19 protein-coding genes and 3 tRNA genes are annotated in these 19,541 nt (G+C 50.9%); 11 read left to right on the top strand and 11 right to left on the bottom strand.

Features of this window, described 5'->3' with window-relative positions:
- Positions 1–2 precede the first annotated feature (2 nt).
- The 5 genes from JWF83_RS20915 to rutA are packed head-to-tail and all read right to left on the bottom strand — an operon-like array spanning position 3 to position 3,671.
- Positions 3–593, bottom strand: coding sequence for a malonic semialdehyde reductase (locus JWF83_RS20915; RefSeq protein WP_413652351.1), 591 nt, complete (start codon positions 591–593; stop codon positions 3–5).
- Positions 578–1,405: a pyrimidine utilization protein D gene (gene rutD, locus JWF83_RS20910; protein ID WP_413652349.1), complete on the bottom strand. Its 828-nt coding sequence runs from the start codon at positions 1,403–1,405 to the stop codon at positions 578–580. Before rutD ends, JWF83_RS20915 begins: the two co-directional genes overlap by 16 nt.
- 11 nt (positions 1,406–1,416) lie before the next feature.
- Positions 1,417–1,803, bottom strand: coding sequence for a pyrimidine utilization protein C (gene rutC, locus JWF83_RS20905; RefSeq protein WP_413652348.1), 387 nt, complete (start codon positions 1,801–1,803; stop codon positions 1,417–1,419).
- 30 nt (positions 1,804–1,833) lie between these two features.
- Complete coding sequence (gene rutB, locus JWF83_RS20900; protein ID WP_413652484.1) at positions 1,834–2,532, bottom strand: pyrimidine utilization protein B; 699 nt, start codon at positions 2,530–2,532, stop codon at positions 1,834–1,836.
- 47 nt (positions 2,533–2,579) lie between these two features.
- Positions 2,580–3,671 (bottom strand): pyrimidine utilization protein A, encoded by a 1,092-nt coding sequence (gene rutA, locus JWF83_RS20895; protein WP_413652346.1) that lies wholly within the window; start codon positions 3,669–3,671, stop codon positions 2,580–2,582.
- 283 nt (positions 3,672–3,954) lie between these two features.
- Here rutA and rutR point away from each other — a divergent pair, with 283 nt between their 5' ends.
- Positions 3,955–4,614: an HTH-type transcriptional regulator RutR gene (gene rutR / locus JWF83_RS20890; protein WP_413652344.1), complete on the top strand. Its 660-nt coding sequence runs from the start codon at positions 3,955–3,957 to the stop codon at positions 4,612–4,614.
- 73 nt (positions 4,615–4,687) lie between these two features.
- Here rutR and cycA read toward each other — a convergent pair whose 3' ends face one another.
- Positions 4,688–6,082: a D-serine/D-alanine/glycine transporter gene (gene cycA, locus JWF83_RS20885; protein WP_413652342.1), complete on the bottom strand. Its 1,395-nt coding sequence runs from the start codon at positions 6,080–6,082 to the stop codon at positions 4,688–4,690.
- A gap of 325 nt (positions 6,083–6,407) precedes the next feature.
- On the opposite strand from cycA, the gene JWF83_RS20880 reads away from it, so the two are divergent.
- Positions 6,408–7,103, top strand: a complete 696-nt coding sequence (locus JWF83_RS20880) for an extensin family protein (RefSeq protein ID WP_413652340.1) — start codon at positions 6,408–6,410, stop codon at positions 7,101–7,103.
- 4 nt (positions 7,104–7,107) lie between these two features.
- On the opposite strand, the gene JWF83_RS20875 is transcribed toward JWF83_RS20880, so the two are convergent.
- Positions 7,108–7,785, bottom strand: coding sequence for a DUF4396 domain-containing protein (locus JWF83_RS20875; protein ID WP_413652339.1), 678 nt, complete (start codon positions 7,783–7,785; stop codon positions 7,108–7,110).
- 700 nt (positions 7,786–8,485) lie between these two features.
- Between JWF83_RS20875 and sdiA the strand changes: the two genes are divergently transcribed.
- Positions 8,486–9,208, top strand: coding sequence for a transcriptional regulator SdiA (sdiA, locus tag JWF83_RS20870; RefSeq protein WP_413652337.1), 723 nt, complete (start codon positions 8,486–8,488; stop codon positions 9,206–9,208).
- Positions 9,209–9,335: 127 nt separating this feature from the next.
- On the top strand, positions 9,336–9,950 hold the full coding sequence (locus tag JWF83_RS20865; RefSeq protein ID WP_413652335.1) for an autoinducer synthase: 615 nt from the start codon (positions 9,336–9,338) through the stop codon (positions 9,948–9,950).
- Here the strand turns inward: JWF83_RS20865 and JWF83_RS20860 are convergent, their stop codons facing one another.
- Both JWF83_RS20860 and JWF83_RS20855 read right to left on the bottom strand, forming a co-directional pair.
- Positions 9,951–10,286 carry a GlpM family protein gene (locus JWF83_RS20860; protein ID WP_413652333.1) on the bottom strand — a complete coding sequence of 112 codons (336 nt, stop codon included), beginning with the start codon at positions 10,284–10,286 and terminating at the stop codon, positions 9,951–9,953.
- 78 nt (positions 10,287–10,364) lie between these two features.
- A complete protein-coding gene (locus tag JWF83_RS20855) occupies positions 10,365–10,589 on the bottom strand; it encodes a DUF2594 family protein (protein ID WP_413652331.1) in 225 nt (74 codons plus the stop codon).
- 516 nt (positions 10,590–11,105) lie between these two features.
- Between JWF83_RS20855 and uvrY the strand changes: the two genes are divergently transcribed.
- The 7 genes from uvrY to JWF83_RS20820 all read left to right on the top strand — a co-directional run bounded on the left by uvrY (position 11,106) and on the right by JWF83_RS20820 (position 16,157).
- Positions 11,106–11,765, top strand: coding sequence for a UvrY/SirA/GacA family response regulator transcription factor (uvrY, locus tag JWF83_RS20850; protein ID WP_413652329.1), 660 nt, complete (start codon positions 11,106–11,108; stop codon positions 11,763–11,765).
- Entirely contained in the window at positions 11,758–13,590 is a 1,833-nt protein-coding gene (gene uvrC / locus JWF83_RS20845; RefSeq protein ID WP_413652328.1) for an excinuclease ABC subunit UvrC, read from the top strand. Before uvrY ends, uvrC begins: the two co-directional genes overlap by 8 nt.
- Before the next feature lie 71 nt (positions 13,591–13,661).
- Positions 13,662–14,210: a CDP-diacylglycerol--glycerol-3-phosphate 3-phosphatidyltransferase gene (pgsA, locus tag JWF83_RS20840; protein ID WP_413652327.1), complete on the top strand. Its 549-nt coding sequence runs from the start codon at positions 13,662–13,664 to the stop codon at positions 14,208–14,210.
- Between the two features lie 175 nt (positions 14,211–14,385).
- A tRNA-Gly gene (locus JWF83_RS20835) sits at positions 14,386–14,461 on the top strand.
- Positions 14,462–14,515: 54 nt separating this feature from the next.
- Positions 14,516–14,589 (top strand) — tRNA-Cys (locus tag JWF83_RS20830).
- An 11-nt stretch (positions 14,590–14,600) separates the two neighbouring features.
- Positions 14,601–14,686: transfer RNA gene (locus JWF83_RS20825), tRNA-Leu, on the top strand.
- Positions 14,687–14,903: 217 nt separating this feature from the next.
- On the top strand, positions 14,904–16,157 hold the full coding sequence (locus JWF83_RS20820) for a tyrosine-type recombinase/integrase (protein ID WP_413652326.1): 1,254 nt from the start codon (positions 14,904–14,906) through the stop codon (positions 16,155–16,157).
- Positions 16,158–16,774: 617 nt separating this feature from the next.
- Here the strand turns inward: JWF83_RS20820 and mobH are convergent.
- Both mobH and JWF83_RS20810 read right to left on the bottom strand, forming a co-directional pair.
- Entirely contained in the window at positions 16,775–18,385 is a 1,611-nt protein-coding gene (gene mobH, locus JWF83_RS20815) for a MobH family relaxase (RefSeq protein ID WP_413652325.1), read from the bottom strand.
- Between the two features lie 103 nt (positions 18,386–18,488).
- A complete protein-coding gene (locus JWF83_RS20810; RefSeq protein ID WP_413652324.1) occupies positions 18,489–19,400 on the bottom strand; it encodes an ArdC family protein in 912 nt (303 codons plus the stop codon).
- Positions 19,401–19,541 lie beyond the last annotated feature (141 nt).

Here is a 19,541-nt window from a genome sequence, read left to right as displayed (position 1 = left end):
CCTTATCCGAGCACGCAGGCGTCGGTGAAATCGAGACGCGGCAGGCGGCCATAGACTTTGCTGCTGTCGCCGTAGCCGATATTAATCAACAGATTGCTTTTCCAGCCGCTGTCAGCAAAAAAGGCCGCATCTACTTTAGCGCGGTCAAAACCGGACATCGGTCCGGTATCAAGGCCGAGGGCGCGGCAGGCGCTAATCAGGTAAGCCGCCTGCAGCGAGCTGTTACGAAAGGCTGTCTCTTCCGCCAGTTCAGGACTGGAGGTGAACCAGGAACGTGCATCCGCGTGTGGAAACAGGGTCGGCAGCGCGTCATAAAACAACGGGTCCCAGGCGACGATGGCGGTAACCGGAGCCGCCATGGTTTTCTCCAGATTGCCGCTGGAGAGCGTCGGGCGCAGTTTCTCTTTGCCTTCCGCGCTGCGTACAAACAAGAAACGCGCCGGGCTGCAGTTGGCGGAAGTCGGGCCCATACGCACCAGCTGATAAATTTCCGCCAGCTGCGTATCGCTGACCGGTTTATTCAGCCAGCTATTGTGGGTGCGCGCGCTGGTAAACAGGATGTCGAGTGCTTCGCTATTCAGTGGTTCTGCCATGATGGCTCCATTACAGTTGCTGGTGCCGGGCCGGGAGCAGGCGTCTCCAGCCATTCCATCAGCATCGGGTTAAAAGTAAGGCTATCGGTAACGCTCATTGCATGTCCCCCCCAGCTCATTTTCTTCAGGCTGGCATTGGGCAGGGCATCCAGCAGGATTTCTGAGCAGGTCCAGGGTACCAGCAGATCGTCCTGCGAACAGATCAGCAGGACCGGCTGGGTGATTTGCGCGGCAGTGGCGCTGAAATCGGTGGTCATCAGGGCATGGAGACGGCGCAATAAGTTTTCCATCCCCTGGAAGTGAGCCACATGCAGGGTATCTTCCGCTTCAATGCGTGACTGATTGGCCGATAGCCAGTCTGCCGGGTAGAGAAACAGGGGCTGCGCGCGGACAAAGGCTTCGACGCCGACATTCAGCAGTAGATCGCGGCGCACATGAAAACAGCGACGGGTATGGGGATCGAGACGCAGCCAGCCGTTTACCACCACCACCCGCGACACCAGCGCCGGGTAATCGAGCGCCATCTGCAGACCAATCATGCCACCCAGCGCATGTCCCACCACATCACACTGGCTGATACCATGTTGCGCCAGCGCGCTGGCCAGTTCAGCGGCCATATCTTGCATACTGTAGCCATCAGGCAGCGTATCCGGGCTGCGACCGGTGCCGCGCTGGTCATACACTACGACGCGATACTGCGCGCGTAATGCATTCAACTGAGGCAGCCAGAAGTTGCCGGATCCGCCCAACCCGGCGGACAGCACCACGGTTTTCGCCTGCGGATGTTGCTGGCCCGATAGCTCGATATACATGTCGTTGCTCCTTATTTACCAATATGGGCGACGGTGGCGATCTCGATCAGCGCATCCGGTTTCACCAGGCCGCACTGGATACAGAAGCGCGCGGGTTTCTCTCCGGGAAAGTATTCGGCATAGACCTGATTTATCGCTGCGTAGTTGTTCCAGTCGGTGATAAAAATCGAGTTAAAAGTGACGTCATCCATGGTGCCGCCGGCGGTTTCAATCACGCTTTTAATGACCTCCAGCACATGGCGCGTTTGTGCGGCCGCATCGCCAACGTGCACCACATTGTTCTGCTTATCAAAAGGCAGGGTGCCCGAAACGTAAACCACGCCATCAGCGAGGGTGCCGGGAACAAACGGGGCGATAGGAATAGCGGTGCCCGGTGGGGTGATCACTGTTTTTGGCATAACAACTTCTCCATATTTATATGACTGAACTCAGGCCTGGCGCTTAAGCGGCAAGGCAGGGGATTGCAGGCTGCTGCAGAAACTGTCGACATCGGAAACCCAGCCGAAGAAGGTTTCAATATTGAAAATCGCCGCCTGCTGGGCGAAAGCAGGTCCGGCCTGATAAGTGGCGTCTTCCAGCACTACGCCAAAATATTCGAGAAAAAAGCCGTCGCGTAGCGTCGACTCGACGCAGACATTGGTGGCGATACCGGTGAAAATCAGATGGCGGATGCCACGGCTGCGCAGCATGCTATCCAGTGGAGTATTAAAAAAGCCGCTATAGCGCGGTTTTGGCAGTACGATATCACCCGCCTGAGGTTGTAATTCGTCAACCAGCTGGTAATCCCAGCCGCCTTTTGACAGCAGCGAGCCTTGTAGCTCAGGTTTTTTGCGCATGGTTTTTAGCGCGTTGGATTTATGGAAGTTGGGCGAGCCAGCGCCACCGGCTTCAACGTACTGATCGTCCCAGCCGTTCTGGAACCAGATAATCTGAATCCCCGCCGCGCGAGCGGCATTGACCGCGATATTAATTTTGCCGATCACCGGTTTGGTGGCGGAGACATCGAAGCCCGCCAGATCGAGATACCCTCCTGCAGTGGCATAGGCATTTTGCATATCGACTACGATCAGCGCCGTCTGCTGCGGCGGGAAGGCGATCGCTTCCGGACGGGCAGGCAGCGTCAGCAGGTTTTCTGTGGCGGTAGTGGCGCAAACGACGGTATCAGGCTTATTCATCAGGCTACCTCTTTTGCCGCGTCAATCACATCCATACGGCTGGTCATCAGTGGCTGGATCCGTTGGCCAAACGCTTCGATTCCTTGCAGGAAATCATCAAAGGTCAGCAGTACGCCCTGGGTGCCATCAACCGTAGCGACTTCATCCAGCATGCGTGCGACGTTGGCGTAAGAACCCACCAGCGTACCCATATTGATATTGACCGCCGAAGTCGGGTCCGCCATCTGCCGGACATTGGTATCGCTGCCGGAGCGCTTATCCTGCTGACTCTGGGTGGTCAGCCATGCCAGCGCCTCTTCATCAGCGCCGGCTTTGTAGTGTTCCCATTTGGCGCGTGCGGCCTCGTCCGTTTCATCGGCAATAATCATAAACAGCACATAGGTTCCGACATCACGCCCCGTGGTTTCCGCTGCGGCTTTCATTCGGCTGGCGGTGGGGGCGAAAGCGGTTGGCGTGTTGACGCCTTTGCCGAAGCAAAAGTTGTAATCAGCGTATTTGGCGGAGAATTCCATTCCGGCATCACTCTGACCGGCGCAGATCACCTTCATCGGCTGTTGCGGCTGCGGGCTGAGACGACAGTCGTTCATGGTCAGGAACTCACCTTTTAAATCAGATTTACCGGTACCCCACAGATCACGCAGTACCTGCACGTATTCCGTCAGGTAGTCATAGCGACGCGCAAAGTACTCATCGCCTGGCCAGATGCCCATCTGGTCATATTCCGGTTTTTGCCAGCCGGTCACCAGGTTAACGCCAAAGCGTCCATTGGAGATCGAATCGATCGTCGACGCCATGCGTGCGACAATGGCTGGCGGCAGCGTCAGCGTGGCGGCAGTAGCGTAGATTTGGATGCGCGAAGTGACAGCGGCAAGACCCGCCATCAGGGTGAAAGATTCAAGGTTGTGATCCCAGAACTCGGTTTTGCCGCCAAAGCCGCGTAGTTTGATCATCGAAAGGGCAAAATCAAAATGATAATGCTCGGCTTTCAGCACGATGGCTTTGTTGAGCTCGAAGGTCGGCATATATTGCGGCGCATTAGTTGAGATCAACCAGCCGTTGTTACCGATAGGGATAAAAACACCAATTTTCATGTGAAACCCTCTGCTTGACGATGGACGTGGTTCACGCGCTGCGGTGCATCCTGCATTTTCCCTCGAGGCGGCGCTCACAGAATAAATTGCAAAGGTTGTGCCAGAAATTAAAAGGCTTTTGTAAACAGAGTGTTGTTAAAAATACACTCTGATGTTGCAGAGCAAACGGTCCATAATGGACCGTCTGGTAAAAATTAAACGCACAACAAACAGGCAGTGATGTACCATTTGAGTGCATTCCCGCGCATTAGGTATGACGAAATCACTTTGCTATCATGGGTCGATGATTAATGGAGAAGGAATTACAGTGAAGTCTTCAGAAAAAGCACCCACGCGCCGTTCACGCGCCGTTGCCGCGAAACGTGAGGCGATCCTTGTCGCCGCACTGGAGTTCTTTTCTCAATTCGGTATCCACGGCACCAGTCTGGATAAAGTGGCAGAGCGCGCGGATGTGTCGAAAACTAATCTGCTCTACTATTTCCCATCCAAGGAGGAGCTGTATATCGCAGTGCTGAAGGATATTCTTGATGTCTGGCTGGCGCCGCTGCGTGCATTACGCGATGATTTGCAGCCGCTGGAAGCGATTGGCGAATATATCCGTATGAAGCTGGTGGTATCGCGTGATCACCCGCAGGCATCAAGGCTGTTCTGCCTCGAAATGTTGCAGGGGGCGCCATTACTAAAAGGTGAGCTGGAAGGGGCGCTAAAAGCGCTGGTGGATGAGAAATCCGCAGTGATTGAAGGTTGGATCGAGCAGGGGCGTCTGGCGCCAGTGGAGCCGCACCATCTGATCTTTATGCTGTGGGCGACCACTCAGCACTATGCTGACTTCGCTACCCAGGTGGAAGCCATAACCGGTCAAACTCTCAGTGATGACAGCTTTTTCGATCAGACGGTAGAGAATGTACAACGGATGGTGATTGAAGGTATTCGTGTACGCTAATATCACGGCACTCTGCGGATAATCCATGCAACGGACGGCATCAATGCCGCCCGTCGATATCTGAGGATGGATATTACGCCGCTTTCCTGCTGCGCATAAACCAGCCAATCGCCAGCAGAACAAACCACAGCGGCGTGACCATCAGCGCCTGACGGGTATCTTCCTCCAGTGTCAGCAATACCAGCACAAATACAAAGAATGCCATACAGACCCAGCACATCAATTTACCCAGCGGCATTTTATAAATGGACTCGGCGTGCAACTGCGGGCGCTGTTTGCGGTACACCAGATACGAACAGAGAATAATGGTCCAGACAAACATAAACAGAATGGCGGAAACCGTGGTTACCATGGTGAATACTGTCATCACGTTCGGAATCAGATAGATAAGCGCTACCCCTCCCAGCAGACACAGGCAGGAGAAGAACAGGCCATTGGTCGGCACCGCGCGGCTTGACAGGCGACCAAAGCCGCTATGAGCCACCCCTTGCTGCGCTAAGCCGTACAGCATACGGCTGGTGGAGAAAATGCCGCTGTTAGCCGAAGACGCTGCCGAGGTCAGTACGACAAAGTTAACGATACTGGCTGCTGCCGGCAGACCGATCATAACAAACATCTCCACGAACGGGCTGCGATCGGCGAGTACCTGGTTCCATGGCGTTACCGCCATAATCACCATCAGCGCCAGCACGTAGAAAAAGATAATACGGATGGGAATGGCGTTAATCGCGCGCGGCAACACGGTTTTCGGATCGTGAGTTTCAGCCGCCGCGGTACCAACCAGTTCAATGCCGACAAAGGCAAATACCGCAATCTGGAACCCGGCAAAGAAACCACTCAACCCTTTCGGGAACATACCGCCATGATCCCAGATATTGGTTAACGATGCGGTTCCGCCACCCGATGAAGGGTAGTGAATCGCGACCAGTACAATACCGGTGGCAATTAACGCCACGATGGCGACGATTTTTATAATGGCAAACCAGAACTCCATTTCACCGAATAATTTGACTGTCGCAATATTCAGCGCGAGAAATACTACCACGCAGAGTAATGCACTCATCCAGATGGAAAAATCGGGGAACCAGAGCTGGAAATAGGAACTGATGGCGACCACATCGGCAATACCGGTGACGACCCAGCAGAACCAGTAGGTCCAGCCGGTGAAATAACCGGCCCAGGGACCGAGTAAATCGGCGGCAAAATCGCTAAATGATTTATATTCCAGATTGGAAAGCAGTAACTCGCCCATGGCGCGCATCACGAAAAACAGCATAAAACCGATGATCATATAGACGAAAATGATCGAAGGTCCGGCGAGGCTAATGGTTTTGCCTGAGCCCATAAATAAGCCGGTACCGATAGCTCCGCCAATGGCGATCAGCTGGATATGACGATTATGAAGATTACGCTGTAATTTATCCGGCTCTGCGGATGTCAGCACCGTGTCTTTTGATTGATCAACCATAACAATTCTGTTCCTGTCAGTGATGGTGTGTCAGCTCTGTTGGCTGTTATTTAATCTGGTCAATGCCCAGCTAAGTTGGCATAAGATAGTGTAATAAGCGTGTTAACTGGTAATTTTTTTTGCCGGCGCAACACGATTTCATCCACATCCGGAGCAGATAATGAGCAGTGGATAATAGATAAGCAGCGCGGCTGTGATTAACAGCAGTAGCCAGCTAATGTGCGCGATAATCGTTATCACGCGACTCAGGTTCCGCATACTGGACTATGGTTGATAGAGGGGACATAAAGAGGGTATTACCTGTCGGTTGAGGAAACAGGCATCCGTGAAATTTCTGATAGCGATAGTCATCATTATTGTCGGCGCGATACTGACCATGCCGTGGCTAAAACAGCATCTGCCCGCTGAATATAATCCTTTCACTCCACTTGCGGTAACCGACCCGCCGAATTTTATTACCCGCTATAAATTGCACCGGCTGGCAACGGATCCGCAGGCTTGTCTGGCGCTCATGGCGCATGCCCGTGACGCCGGGCTGGTCTCTTTCAGTCGTCCCGGTAGCATCGGCGGCCAGTGCCCGCTTCAGGATCCGCTCAGCATTCAGCGTTTTGGCGATGTGCAACTTAACAGCCGTTTTCTCGCCAGTTGTCCTCTGGCGGTAAGCAGCCTGATGTTTGTATTGCAGCTTAAGCAGAATGGCGGCGGCGCATTATCCTCTCCGCTGGCACGTATTGAGCATTTGGGCAGTTATGCCTGTCGCAATATTTATCACCGGGCACAAGGGAGGCTGAGTGAGCATGCCACGGCCGATGCCTGGGACATTGCCGAATTTCAGTTAAAAAATGGTCAGCGCATCAGCGTATTAGATCACTGGCAGCAGCCGGCAGAGAAGGCAGCCTGGCTTCACCGCCGCTTTCTGGAAAGTTGCCGTTATTTTGGTAATTCACTCGGGCCGGATTATAACGCCGCACATGCCAGCCATTTTCATTTTGGGATGCGTGGCTTTGGCGTTTGTCGCTAACGCATTAAAATGCCGGTTTTCTGTCGCGCTTAAGCAGAAAACTGCTGGCAGGCCAGGAGAAAATAAAGCCCGTCATCATTGCAATCTGCAACATAAACCAGAACAGCAGCAACATCGGATTGACCTGATCATTGAGGACGAATTTCAGCGCCAGAGACATAGTGAACAGGGTGCCCAGTTGATATATCACCAGCGGGAAGGTCTGCGCTTTACAGGCCAGCAATAAAGCAGGGATAACGCGTAGCTGTCTGCCTTGCCGGATTGCCAGAAACTGAAACAATAAGCCGAGAAACACTGACAGTAGCAGGCAGTAAATACCTTCCAGCCACAACGGAGTGGCAATTGAAAGATGTTGCAGCAGTACAAGCAGCGCAAGCGTGGCGCTGTTACCGAGCACACAGGCTGCAGCGCAGAGTGAAGTGGAGGTAAACACCCGGCGCCAGAGCAGGGTATCATCGGTGGTACGCTGCTGAATGCGTAACGCCGGAGTTCGCTTATGAAAGTGATTACGGCCAAGATACCACCACGCCAGCCAGCCAAGAAACGGCATATACAAACCGGTTACCGGCCAGACAATGTTCATAATTCCCAGCGGATGCGGGGATCTAAACAGGTCTTTGGTGATCATCAGGGCAGTACAAATCCCGAGGATTAAAAACAGCATGGCAAACTGGTTGAGCATGGTGCTATTCCTGTGTCAGTGATCGGGCTGTCGTCATACTAAAATAATTTTTTAAAATTCAGTTGGTTATCTGATTTTTTGCCATCTGTCATTAATCTGGTAAGGATTAAATTTATATCCGGAGAAGAGGTATTAATAATAAAAAAGAATAATGCATTTATGCAGATGATTATCGATCGCAAAACCGATATCGCCAGTATTAACCAATAACCCTTGCTTAACCAGGCGATTTACCCTGTGGCGGATCATAATTACCGTGCCATGCAGATATATACTATTGTTTTTTAAATGATTTTTATTAAATGTGCAGCAAGATTTAACTTAAGGTATTCACTATAAAACAATAGCGAAACAATCAGGCAATAAACAGGCCAAAAAAATTGAATATTAATGAGAAAAATCTTATTCTGTGAGATTGATAATAAATGAAACAGTGGATGGCTGGCAACTCAGCGATAAGTATTGCCGATCAGGGATGGCGCCTTCCATTTATTTTTTTATCTTAAATGCATCGGATATCTTCTTCCGGTTGTGAATAATTTTCATCACCCCGGGCGCAATTACTGCGGTTTTTCTCTCGTTGAGTACTGCCGGTAACCGGTAATAAGTAGTGTTTCTGGTAGAAATCCATTTTTAACACGGCATTACCACCACAATTATAAGCACGACGCGCATGATACTGCGTATCAATGAGGCATTGATGAAGTCCGATAACTATTTCGGCTGGCGTGGCGAAGTTGGGGCTCTTTTCCACACTGTTGATGAAACTTGCCAGCTAATCCATATCGTTCAGCAACAGATTGAACAGCTGGGTTTTGACTATTTCTCCTTGTATATCCGGCATCCCGTCCCTTTTACCCGGCCAGAAACGCATTTGCACTCCACCTTTCCTGCGCGCTGGTTAAGGCATTATCGTAAAGAAAAATTTATCGATGTTGACCCGATTGTGCAGTTGCGCCACCCGTCGGGAACCATTCTGCCATGGAAAGATGAGTTTTTTAGCAGCTGCGAGAAACTCTGGCGCGAAGCCAATGAATTTGGCCTGCGGTCGGGGTTTTCCTGTTCTATAATGGCAACTAACCGTGCCACCGGGATATTGTCAGTGTCATCACGTGTTTCTTTAAAAACCATTGATGTCGGACCGACCTTTGAGATGAAACTCCAGCATTTGACGGAGCTATATCTGATGGCTTTGATGCGCCTTCAGGACCGTTCTATGTCAGTGCTGAACATGGTGTTTAGTGAGCGAGAGCTGGAAATAGTGAAATGGACCGCTGAAGGGAAAACCGCCGCAGAGATCTCACTTATTCTCGGTATTTCACCGCATACCGTTAATTTTCATCAAAAAAATATGCAAAAACGGTTAAATGTGGCGAACAAAACTCAGCTTGCCTGCTATGCCGCTGCAGTTGGCTTAATTTAAACAAACGCAACTACTAATTTTGGTAGTTACATCTCGCTAATCGGTTGTCTACCCTGCGCCCAGGGTAACAAATCTGCTGATGCCGCGACCTCGCGGCATCTACGAGGGGATGCGACAGGGGACAGTGATGAAGATTATTCAAACCCAGCTTAAGGACATGCCATCCTCGTTGCTGGCGGAGTTAGGAAGTTACCGCTACAACGTGTTTGCGCGTGGCGAAGGTTGGTCTATTCCATCGCGGCTGCGGACACCCGGTCAGGAGTATGATCGATTTGATCGCTCAGACGTCAACTGGCTGATTGCATGGAGTGCGCAACACGGTATCAGTGGCTGCGCGCGGCTGATGAAATGGCAGGATACGGATGTTAGCGATGGTATCACTGTGCCGTTTGATATTGATGCAACCTGGGAAATGTCACGTTTTTCTGCCCGGCTGGAGATCGATAAAGAGCTGCCGCTGAATATTTTGTGGCATGCGCTACAGATGGCGGAAAACTGCGGCATTCAACATGTCGTCAGTGCTGCCACGCCGATGCTGGAAAAAATGTTTGAACAGTACCAGGTCAGATACGAACCGCTCACTCCCGGGTTGATTAACTCAGAAGATAATTTATTTGCGGTGAAGATCCCGGTGAATCAGCCAACGCTGGCGGATAAATATCATGGTGCGCGCCGCTTCAGTCCGGAGGAGGTTCTGCCTTCGTTAGGCGTTTCCGTGAACTGGCATGCCCGCGGTCGCTAGTTATGCCCAGCGCGACCACAAGCTGATTAGCAGCCATGCAGCGAGGACCCAGCACAGGATCGCGCTGCCAAAGGCGACGGGCAGGCGCATAAAACCGACGAAGTACCACAAAGATAACAGGTAGATAAAGTAGGGCAGGATCGCCCACATACCAAACAGGATGGTGGTACGCAGCGCTTCAATGCCGCGTTCCGTCACTACAACATAGTGGGCGATCAACGCAAAGGTGGGAAACAGCGGGATCAGCCCGGCTATATAGTAGTTACGTGTCTTTGCCAGAAAACCAATCAGTACGACGACTGCCGCCCCGAGTATTGCCTTGATAAGTAAGCCCATTGTTGCGCTCTGTTAAACCCAAAACAGCTAAAATGGGCTAACCGGGACGTAAAATCAATGGGCTTGTGGATAATCCTGTTACTGGCGGTAGGCGAATTTGATCTGTTTGATCGTATTGCTAAACACGTCCGCCTGGTTCTGATCCTCCAGCTGAGCGATAAATCTCTCCATATTAATGATGACTTTTCCGGCGTCTGCCTGACCCATGCCTTTCAGCATCAGGGTAACCATAGCTTTGAGGCAGGCAACCTCATTGGCCAGTGCCTGGGTATGTTCTGAAGTGGTAAAGTCGATCTGGCTCATTGCTGTCTCCTTGAGGACATCTATTGCGCACATAACCATGAGGTTATGTGAATAAAAAAGTGGTGAAAGTATATCACAACTCAGCCAACGACTAACCCCAATGACCGTTACGTTTGCCGTTCCCGCCGCGACGTCGCCAGGCAGATAACTGAGCGTTAAGCTATTTATTGAAATAACCGGCGGCAGCGCCTGCCAATTTAAGTAGCAGCAAAACTGTTATTAGCACATGTAATAGTGATAAAAGCTGTTACCTTTTTTAACTATTTGATTATTAATGCTTTATATTTTTTTACAAGATAATTACCATTGATGTAATTAAGTTTAATTATATACAAGATTAAACGATACTAAAAAAATACTTCTTTTCATGATAATTATTTTGTCATCTGAAAAACATAAAACATTACAGGCCAAACGGTGATTTATGTTCATTCCTGAGCGAAAAAAGAGTAACATTAGCTGCTAAATTTGCCTGTTAACGGTTACTTTCACCTTCGACCATTGTGGAGAGATCTTTTGATCAGCGTTCTTCTTGTTGATGACCACGAACTGGTACGCGCAGGGATTCGTCGCATACTGGAAGATATCAAAGGCATTCTGGTAGCCGGTGAAGCAAACTGCGGCGAAGATGCAGTCAAATGGTGTCGTGCGAATAACGTTGATGTCGTGTTGATGGATATGAATATGCCGGGCATTGGCGGGCTGGAAGCCACACGCAAAATTGTGCGTTTTAACCCTGATATCAAAATTATTATGCTGACCATCCATACCGAAAATCCGTTACCGGCAAAAGTGATGCAGGCGGGTGCTGCTGGCTATCTGAGTAAAGGCGCGGCGCCGCAGGAAGTGATCAGCGCGATTCGTTCGGTGCATTCCGGCCAGCGCTATATTGCTTCTGACATCGCCCAGCAGATGGCGCTCAGCCAGATCGAACCGCAAAAAGCAGAATCACCGTTCAGCTGTTTGTCGGAACGTGAATTACAGATTATGCTGATGATCACGAAAGGGCAGAAGGTTACCGAGATTTCTGAGCAGTTGAGCCTCAGCCCGAAGACGGTTAACAGCTATCGCTACCGCATGTTCAGTAAGCTGAATATCAGTGGCGACGTTGAGTTAACGCATTTAGCCATTCGTCATGGCATGTTTAATGCGGAGTCGTTGATTAGCAGTGAATGAAGCGTTTGATGCAAAATACTTTCTGAAGACCGTTACCAGCCAGCCCGGTGTTTACCGGATGTATGATGCTGATGGTACGGTCATCTACGTTGGCAAAGCCAAAGATCTGAAAAAGCGCCTCTCCAGCTATTTTCGCGGCAATCCTGGCAGCCGCAAGACAGAAGTGCTGGTGGGGAATATCTGCCAGATCGATGTCACCGTCACCCATACCGAAACCGAAGCGCTGCTGCTGGAACATAACTACATCAAGCTGTATCAGCCGCGCTACAACGTGCTGCTGCGTGATGATAAATCTTACCCCTATATTTTCCTCAGTGCGGATGCTCATCCGCGGCTGGCGTCTCATCGTGGCGCTAAGCATGCGAAAGGGGAGTACTTCGGCCCGTTTCCCAACGGCTATGCAGTCCGTGAGACCTTAGCGCTGTTGCAAAAAATCTTTCCGGTGCGTCAGTGCGAAAACAGCGTCTATCGCAACCGTTCGCGCCCCTGTCTGCAATATCAGATTGGACGTTGCCTCGGACCGTGCGTCAGTGGGCTGGTCAGTGAAGAGGAGTACGCACAGCAGATCGAATACGTACGTCTGTTTCTCTCTGGTAAAGATGATCAGGTACTGAATTTGCTGGTCAGCCGGATGGAGCAGGCCAGCAGCGCGCTGAAATTTGAAGAAGCTGCGCGGCTGCGCGACCAGATCCACGCGGTACGGCGTGTGACCGAGAAGCAGTTTGTCTCGAATCAGGGTGACGACCTGGATGTGATTGGCGTGGCTTTTGATGCCGGGACGGCCTGCCTGCACGTACTGTTTATCCGCCAGGGTAAAGTATTGGGCAGCCGCAGCTATTTCCCGAAAGTACCGGGCGGTACTGAACTGGCGGAAGTGGTACAAACCTTTGTCGGCCAGTTTTATCTGCAGGGTAGTGAAGCTCGCAGTTTGCCGTCTGAGATACTGCTGGATTTCGCCTTGCCGGAACGCGAACTTTTAGCCGACTCGTTAACCGAGATGGCCGGACGTCGTATCAATATTCAGAGCAAGCCGCGCGGTGACCGCGCGCGTTATCTGAAGCTGGCGCGCACCAATGCCGCCACCGCGCTGGTGACCCGACTGGCGCAGCAGTCCACCATTCATCAGCGGCTGTCAGCGCTGGCGGAGACCCTCAAACTGCCGGCTATCAGACGGATGGAGTGTTTTGATATCAGCCATACGATGGGCGAACAGACCATTGCCTCCTGCGTGGTCTTTGACAGCAATGGTCCGCTGCGCGCGGAGTACCGCCGTTACAATATTAGCGGCATCACCCCTGGTGATGATTACGCGGCAATGGACCAGGTACTGCGCCGTCGCTATGGCAAGGCGCTGGAAGAGAGTAAAATCCCTGATGTGATCCTAATCGATGGTGGTAAAGGGCAACTTACGCAGGCAAAAAACGTATTTGCCGAACTTGATGTACCATGGGATAAGCATCACCCGTTGTTATTAGGTGTAGCGAAGGGCAGCGATCGTAAAGCCGGGTTGGAAACTTTGTTTCTTGAACCGCATGGCGAGGGATTTTCTCTGCCGCCAGACTCACCAGCATTACATGTGATACAACATATTCGTGACGACTCTCACAATCATGCAATTACGGGTCATCGTAACAAACGGGCTAAAGTGAAGAACACCAGCGCGTTAGAATTGATTGAAGGAATCGGGCCGAAGCGCCGCCAGCAGCTACTTAAGTACATGGGGGGACTTCAGCCCCTGATGGCCGCAACGGTAGAGGAAATCGCCAAAATACCGGGGATTTCCCATGCTCTTGCGGAAAAAATCTTCCACTCGCTGAAACACTAGCATTGAATAGCAGGGTACAATGTTGCAACATACAGGTAAATCCTACTCCGGCCAGACAGTTACCGTAGCATATGCAATTTAATATTCCGACGTGGCTCACCCTGTTTCGTGTCATCCTGATTCCGTTCTTTGTGCTGGCGTTCTATCTGCCATTTCATTGGGCCCCTCTGGCTTGCGCACTGATTTTTATTGTTGCGGCGGTTACCGACTGGTTTGACGGTTTTCTGGCCCGTCGCTGGAAGCAAACCACGCGGTTTGGCGCTTTTCTCGATCCGGTCGCTGATAAAGTGATGGTGGCGATGGCGCTGGTGCTGGTTACCGAACATTTTCACGCCTGGTGGATAACACTGCCGGCAGCCACCATGATCGCCCGGGAAATAATTATTTCTGCGCTGCGTGAGTGGATGGCGGAGATTGGAAAACGCAGTAGCGTGGCGGTTTCGTGGATCGGCAAAGTGAAGACGACGGCCCAGATGATGGCGCTGTTCGCGCTGTTATGGCGTCCTGATGCGATGGTCGAAGGTGTTGGCGTGGTGGCGTTGTATATTGCGGCGGTGCTGACGTTCTGGTCAATGTTCCAGTATTTAAGCGCCGCACGCAGCGATTTGTTTGAACGGTGATCGATACGATTTAAAAAGCAGCAAACGGACACGGAGTGAGGATAATTTTATTGACTCATTTCCTCAGGTCAGTAGAATGCAACGCATCGAACGGCAGCTAAGCGCCAGAAGATAAATTAAATCAGCGAGTTCGGATGAATTCTGAATAAACTTATTAAATAGTTAGCTGATAATTGCGGGAATAGCTCAGTTGGTAGAGCACGACCTTGCCAAGGTCGGGGTCGCGAGTTCGAGTCTCGTTTCCCGCTCCAGATTAAGTTATCAGAAACCATCTGGTAACAGCCTGAAAAGGCAGCAAGAATTAAGGCGCGTTGGCAGAGTGGCCATGCTGCGGATTGCAAATCCGCCTACCTCGGTTCGACTCCGGGACGCGCCTCCACTTTACACCTCGCCCGGGTGGTGAAATCGGTAGACACAAGGGATTTAAAATCCCTCGGCTTATGGCTGTGCGGGTTCAAGTCCCGCCCCGGGCACCATTGCTTCAGAAAAGAGTCACCTCAGGGTGACTTTTTTTTCGTCCGTATCCTTCCGTGGCGGTGCATAAGCCACTGTAAATCATCCGAAATCCCCACATAAACCATTTTTCAACAGAAATCAGTTAGTGCGTGCTGTTGCATCTCTGTGCGTTGACAGCCATGCCATCTGGGGGCCAAATTGGGGGCTTCTCCAGTTCGATTTTTGTGAGGCCCCCAAATGCCTTTATCTGATCGCGCTGTCTTACACGCGAAGCCCTCTGAGAAGGCTTATAAGCTCAGTGATGCCCATGGTCTTTATCTGTTGATAAACACCAGCGGATCAAAGTTCTGGTATCTTAAATATCGTTATACTGGCAAAGAGAAGAAGCTCTCGTTTGGACCTTATCCTTCTGTCACTCTGGCTGAAGCCAGAAGGCTGAAAGACGAGGCACGCGCTATGTTAGCGGCCGGAGTTGATCCTGGTGAAAAGCGGAAAGTGGAAAAGCGCAACGCTGTTCCACAGCATACCTTCAAATCTGTTGCCCTGGACTGGCTGGTCAGTAACCGTACCTGGTCAGAAGAGCATGCTGAAAGAGTAAAACGCTATTTTGAGATGTATGTTTTTCCGCGTATTGGTTCGCGGGATATCAAAAAACTTAAAGTGCCAGAACTGCTTGAGCCTGTCAAAATAGTAGAAAAAGCGGGAAAACTTGATGTTGCGCGCCGCCTGCAGCAGCGCACTGCAGCTGTTATGCGTTATGCCGTGCAGAATGGCATTATCGATTACAATCCGGCTCAGGTTCTCAGCGGGGCGGTAGCCACCAGTAATACCCGGCACCTTCCCGCACTCGAGCTGGAACAGTTACCAGAGTTTCTGAGACGTATTGACCACTATAAAGGTCATGAGCAAACCCGATTAGCCCTGCAGCTTACCCTGCTGATCTTTATCCGCTCCAGTGAACTGCGCTTTGCGCGCTGGGATGAAATTAATCTTAAAAGAGCCTTGTGGACCATTCCGGACCGAAGAGAACCCCTTGAGGGGGTAAAATTCTCTGAACGTGGGGCCAAAATGCGTTCCACTCATCTGGTGCCGTTATCGCGGCAGGCTGTCCTGATATTAAAACGCATACAGCATCTGCAGGGTGAAGGACAGTTTCTGGTGTTCCCCGGAGTTCGTAACTTAAATAAAACGATGAGTGAAGGCACCATTAACAAAGCCCTGCGGGTGATGGGCTATGACACCCAAAAAGATGTTTGCGGGCATGGTATTCGCACAATGGCATGCAGTGCACTTGTCGAATCTGGTAAATGGTCAGGTGAAGCAGTCGAACGTCAGATGAGCCATCAGGAGCGCAAAAAGGTACGTGCAGCTTATATTCATAAGGCCAGGCATATTCATGAGCGCGAGAAGATGATGCAGTGGTGGGCCGACTATCTGGATGCGAATCGTGCCGGATGGGTGAGTCCGTATGAGTTTCCCTGGAAAGATTAGACTGACAGGGAGCAAGTTCAGGGTTCAGAACAATTATCTTGCGGATATTAATAGTTAAGGTGCTATAGGATATGTGCAAAATTATAAAAACACCTATTTGTGTTTTTTTCTCGTATATGTGTATGTTGAGTGGGGTGAGGATCTGAGTTAAGGTATACATTATAAAAGATAATAAAATCAAAGAGTATGGAGCTGCGTTATCAATAACACAAAAGTAAATGCTGAACTTTCTGGTACAAGTCAGCAACAGTTTCAGCGCATCGAAACTGGGCAAGTTGCCGCAAGTCTGTCTGGCACTCTTGTAATCAGTAATGCGTTAGAGGAAGTGTCTATGGAACCGGGAATGCTCCAGCTTGCCAGTTTTACCTCAGTGTGGCGCGAAATTTTTCTTTCTCAGGAATTACCGACATAACTTCAGGTGCATTCGCCATGCCGCATTCAATTATGTTATGCATTTGCTCAAATTTCTATTCATTGTCATTAGGATTTTTTTCCGCAGAATTGCGGTATGGCTATCGGTGGCGCTGAAGGTAAAAACAACCACTGGTTATCGTCAACAGGCCAGTTACCTTGGTGCGTTAACTTTTTTAGGAGTATCATTATCCCTTCTGAAATAATCAATACGATTCAGGCGGCACACTTGTCTTGAGTTTTAGCCATGGGTTATCACTCCACATTTTCTCGCCGAGAACAGATGATGAGTCAATTAATAAATACCCTTTGATATTACTAACACCTCGTGGCCCTTTGACCTCACAAGTCCAGATATTGACACCGTCATTACCACGGCGGTGCAGCTGCAACTTCTGAAAATCTTTCTGCACCAGCTTCCACTCATCGCCCGTGGCGCCAGACGTTTCTTTTACGTAACGTTTGAAGATCCCGGGTGAGACAAGAAACAGCTGGTTCTCAATGACATGGAGCAGGGCTGTGGGCTCATTCACAGGTAGATGACCTGAACTGACGCCCGTTTTCAGCCACTTGATAAACATATCTCCGCCTGAAGTCCCCGGTTGGTTAAAAAGGGCCTTAGCATCATTTTTTTGTTCAGTAGCTGATTCAGGAAAAGACACTGCCTGCTGTTTCTTCACCACAGGTTCAACACTCCCGCTAAAAAGCGCAGGCCGTTGCTGACCTGTTTCCCAGATTAATGCAGGGGAAATCTTAAGTAATGTCAGTGGAACACCGGCCATCCAGCCACTATCAGATGTCACCGTACAGGGCCATATCACTTTATCGCCGTTAGGCACTACAATTTTATGCGCCAGCATTTCATCAAACAGGCGAATATTGCTGTCAGGAACACCGGTGATCCCCACCCCTAACAGGTAAGCACGAATACGATCAGCCGTGGTTTTGCTGATTAACCACAGCGCGTTGTCCGTAAGCCAGCCATCGGAACCACAATCTGAATTATTGAGTTTAAATTCATTCTGTACCAGATAGCGAAGGGCACTGACAATCTGCTGGGTGAAAGACGTCAATGGCTGCTGAATTGCTTTAGCTGCGTCTCCTCCAAGATTCTGCGCCACCGATGCACGGTCAGCTTTCTGCACCAGCTCACCCAAAATACCAGCATGTTCATAATGTCCAGTCAGGCAATAGATCAGCGCGGCATATGCCTCGCGGTAACCGGCCAGCCAGCTCAGTGCCCGCTGCGGCAGGATCTGTGTACAGAGAAGTGCGGCAGCAGCAGGATGAAGACGATAATCTTTACCCTGCCCCGGGTAGCGTAATCGCCAGGGAAGAGAGACTGGTCCCAGCCATGGATACCAGGTACTGCCATCACTGAGTTCAACATGAACGTCAACAGCAATCTTGCCCAAATCATGCAGTAATGCCGCATAGATAACCGCTGCCGTCCAGACCTCGGTTTGTCGCGACTGTATTTCCGTGGGCGCAGAAGGGGGTAAAAGATAATTCTGCCGCAGTCTGGCGGCAAGGCAGGCGGTTTCCAGACAGTGATCCAGCATGCCGCCTGGTGTCGAATGATGGTGATTTTCAGAGGCGGGGAACAGCTGAACCAGTTCAGCTAAACGATTAACCGGCGTCAGGTATAGCTGGTCGAACATAGTGTCTGGTACTGCAGTATACTGCCGGAGTTGATTAAGAAGCTGTTGTCGTGGCGTGAACGCCAGAAGCGTTTCAGCTGACGCAGGTCTGAACCAGCCTTCAGGTAGTTCTGCGTCTGGTGCAGGTGAGGCCTTTTGTCTCAGCCATTTCAGCATATTAAATCCTTTCAGGGCAGGTCCGTTTCCTTTATCCCCTTCCTTTGAACAGCCTTTTTGCTTTTTACCCTTTAGCCCCCTCCTGACGTGAAGGGGGCACAGGTCAGGCAGTGATTTGCACCGGCTGGTTAACCCTTTCCAGCAACCATTCGCAGGCATTGCGGGCGAGGCCGCTGGCACGGATAATGGCGCGTTTGTCATTTCTTAACACCCGCAGCCAGCTTTCGATGTATCCGGCGTGTTGCAGATTAGCCCGGATACCGGTTTGGGCGCAGATGAAAGCTGACCCCATCTCTGCGACCAGTTCTTCAAATGCGTAGACCGGGTCGCCAAAGGTTTTGTTCTCTGACGTGATACCTTCGCGTGCAAGCCGCGTCAGATGGCCAGTGGCATGGGTGATTTCATGCAGCAGGGTGCCATAATATTCATCCGCGTTATCAAATTGCTCCGGATGCGGCATCACTATCACATCACGATGCGGATAGTAATACGCCCGCTGTTGGCGCCGGTGAACCACCGGTACTCCACTGTGGCTGATAACCGCTTCCGCGGCTTCAACTGGTGCGCTGACCTGGATAACGGGTTGCTTCCAGGCCTGCGGTAGTCCATCACACTGCTCAAGATTAAACAGTCTGAATGTGCGCAGCAGGGCAAAGTGCTGCTTCTTCGGCTGACCATTGCTGTCGAAGAGCGGCTCGCCATTTTTGTCTTTTTCTTCGCGCTCCTGTGGCAGGTAGAGTACGGCCAGCGTCGATTTCTCTCCTTTGCGCACATTACCCCCCACATTAAGGGCCTGGCGGAACGTTAGCCAGCGGTCATGTTCGAAGCCGTTCCTGTCGGCACTACGCCACAATAGCGGAATATTAATGCCGTTATAGGCGCGGTTAAGCGCTGCATTAACCGGGAAAACCGGTTCCCCGTCGCGCCAGGGGCGTATCCAGGGAATGCAGCCTTCTTCCACAGCTGCAATAATTTCATCCGTTACCTGCTGATAAACATCCGTGATTCTTTCCATATTTTTTTCCTCTGACAGAAGCAGAGGACTTCTCCATGTGCGGAGAAGTCCTCCGCCAGGAGATGAAAAGACTAAATCAGGCTACTAACTACGTAAGTGAACAGAGATATACGCCATGGAGTAATCCAACTGTAGCCTTAC

It is taken from the genome of Pantoea sp. B65 (genome assembly GCF_047308185.1).
Classification (GTDB): Bacteria; Pseudomonadota; Gammaproteobacteria; order Enterobacterales; family Enterobacteriaceae; genus Erwinia.
Note: the sequence above shows the minus strand (reverse complement) of the source record. Positions and strands in the feature narration are given on the sequence as shown.

Excerpts from the sequence above, each read along its gene's own strand:
- JWF83_RS20860 (WP_413652333.1), bottom strand. The coding sequence starts at position 10,286 with ATGGGCTTACTTATCAAGGCAATACTCGGGGCGGCAGTCGTCGTACTG.
- JWF83_RS20865 (WP_413652335.1), top strand. The coding sequence starts at position 9,336 with ATGAAGATTATTCAAACCCAGCTTAAGGACATGCCATCCTCGTTGCTG.
- JWF83_RS20875 (WP_413652339.1), bottom strand. The coding sequence starts at position 7,785 with ATGCTCAACCAGTTTGCCATGCTGTTTTTAATCCTCGGGATTTGTACT.
- rutD (WP_413652349.1), bottom strand. The coding sequence starts at position 1,405 with ATGTATATCGAGCTATCGGGCCAGCAACATCCGCAGGCGAAAACCGTG.
- pgsA (WP_413652327.1), top strand. The coding sequence starts at position 13,662 with ATGCAATTTAATATTCCGACGTGGCTCACCCTGTTTCGTGTCATCCTG.
- JWF83_RS20915 (WP_413652351.1), bottom strand. The coding sequence starts at position 593 with ATGGCAGAACCACTGAATAGCGAAGCACTCGACATCCTGTTTACCAGC.
- JWF83_RS20855 (WP_413652331.1), bottom strand. The coding sequence starts at position 10,589 with ATGAGCCAGATCGACTTTACCACTTCAGAACATACCCAGGCACTGGCC.
- rutC (WP_413652348.1), bottom strand. The coding sequence starts at position 1,803 with ATGCCAAAAACAGTGATCACCCCACCGGGCACCGCTATTCCTATCGCC.
- JWF83_RS20810 (WP_413652324.1), bottom strand. The coding sequence starts at position 19,400 with ATGGAAAGAATCACGGATGTTTATCAGCAGGTAACGGATGAAATTATT.
- JWF83_RS20820 (WP_413652326.1), top strand. The coding sequence starts at position 14,904 with ATGCCTTTATCTGATCGCGCTGTCTTACACGCGAAGCCCTCTGAGAAG.
- cycA (WP_413652342.1), bottom strand. The coding sequence starts at position 6,082 with ATGGTTGATCAATCAAAAGACACGGTGCTGACATCCGCAGAGCCGGAT.
- mobH (WP_413652325.1), bottom strand. The coding sequence starts at position 18,385 with ATGCTGAAATGGCTGAGACAAAAGGCCTCACCTGCACCAGACGCAGAA.
- rutA (WP_413652346.1), bottom strand. The coding sequence starts at position 3,671 with ATGAAAATTGGTGTTTTTATCCCTATCGGTAACAACGGCTGGTTGATC.
- rutR (WP_413652344.1), top strand. The coding sequence starts at position 3,955 with ATGATTAATGGAGAAGGAATTACAGTGAAGTCTTCAGAAAAAGCACCC.
- sdiA (WP_413652337.1), top strand. The coding sequence starts at position 8,486 with ATGAAGTCCGATAACTATTTCGGCTGGCGTGGCGAAGTTGGGGCTCTT.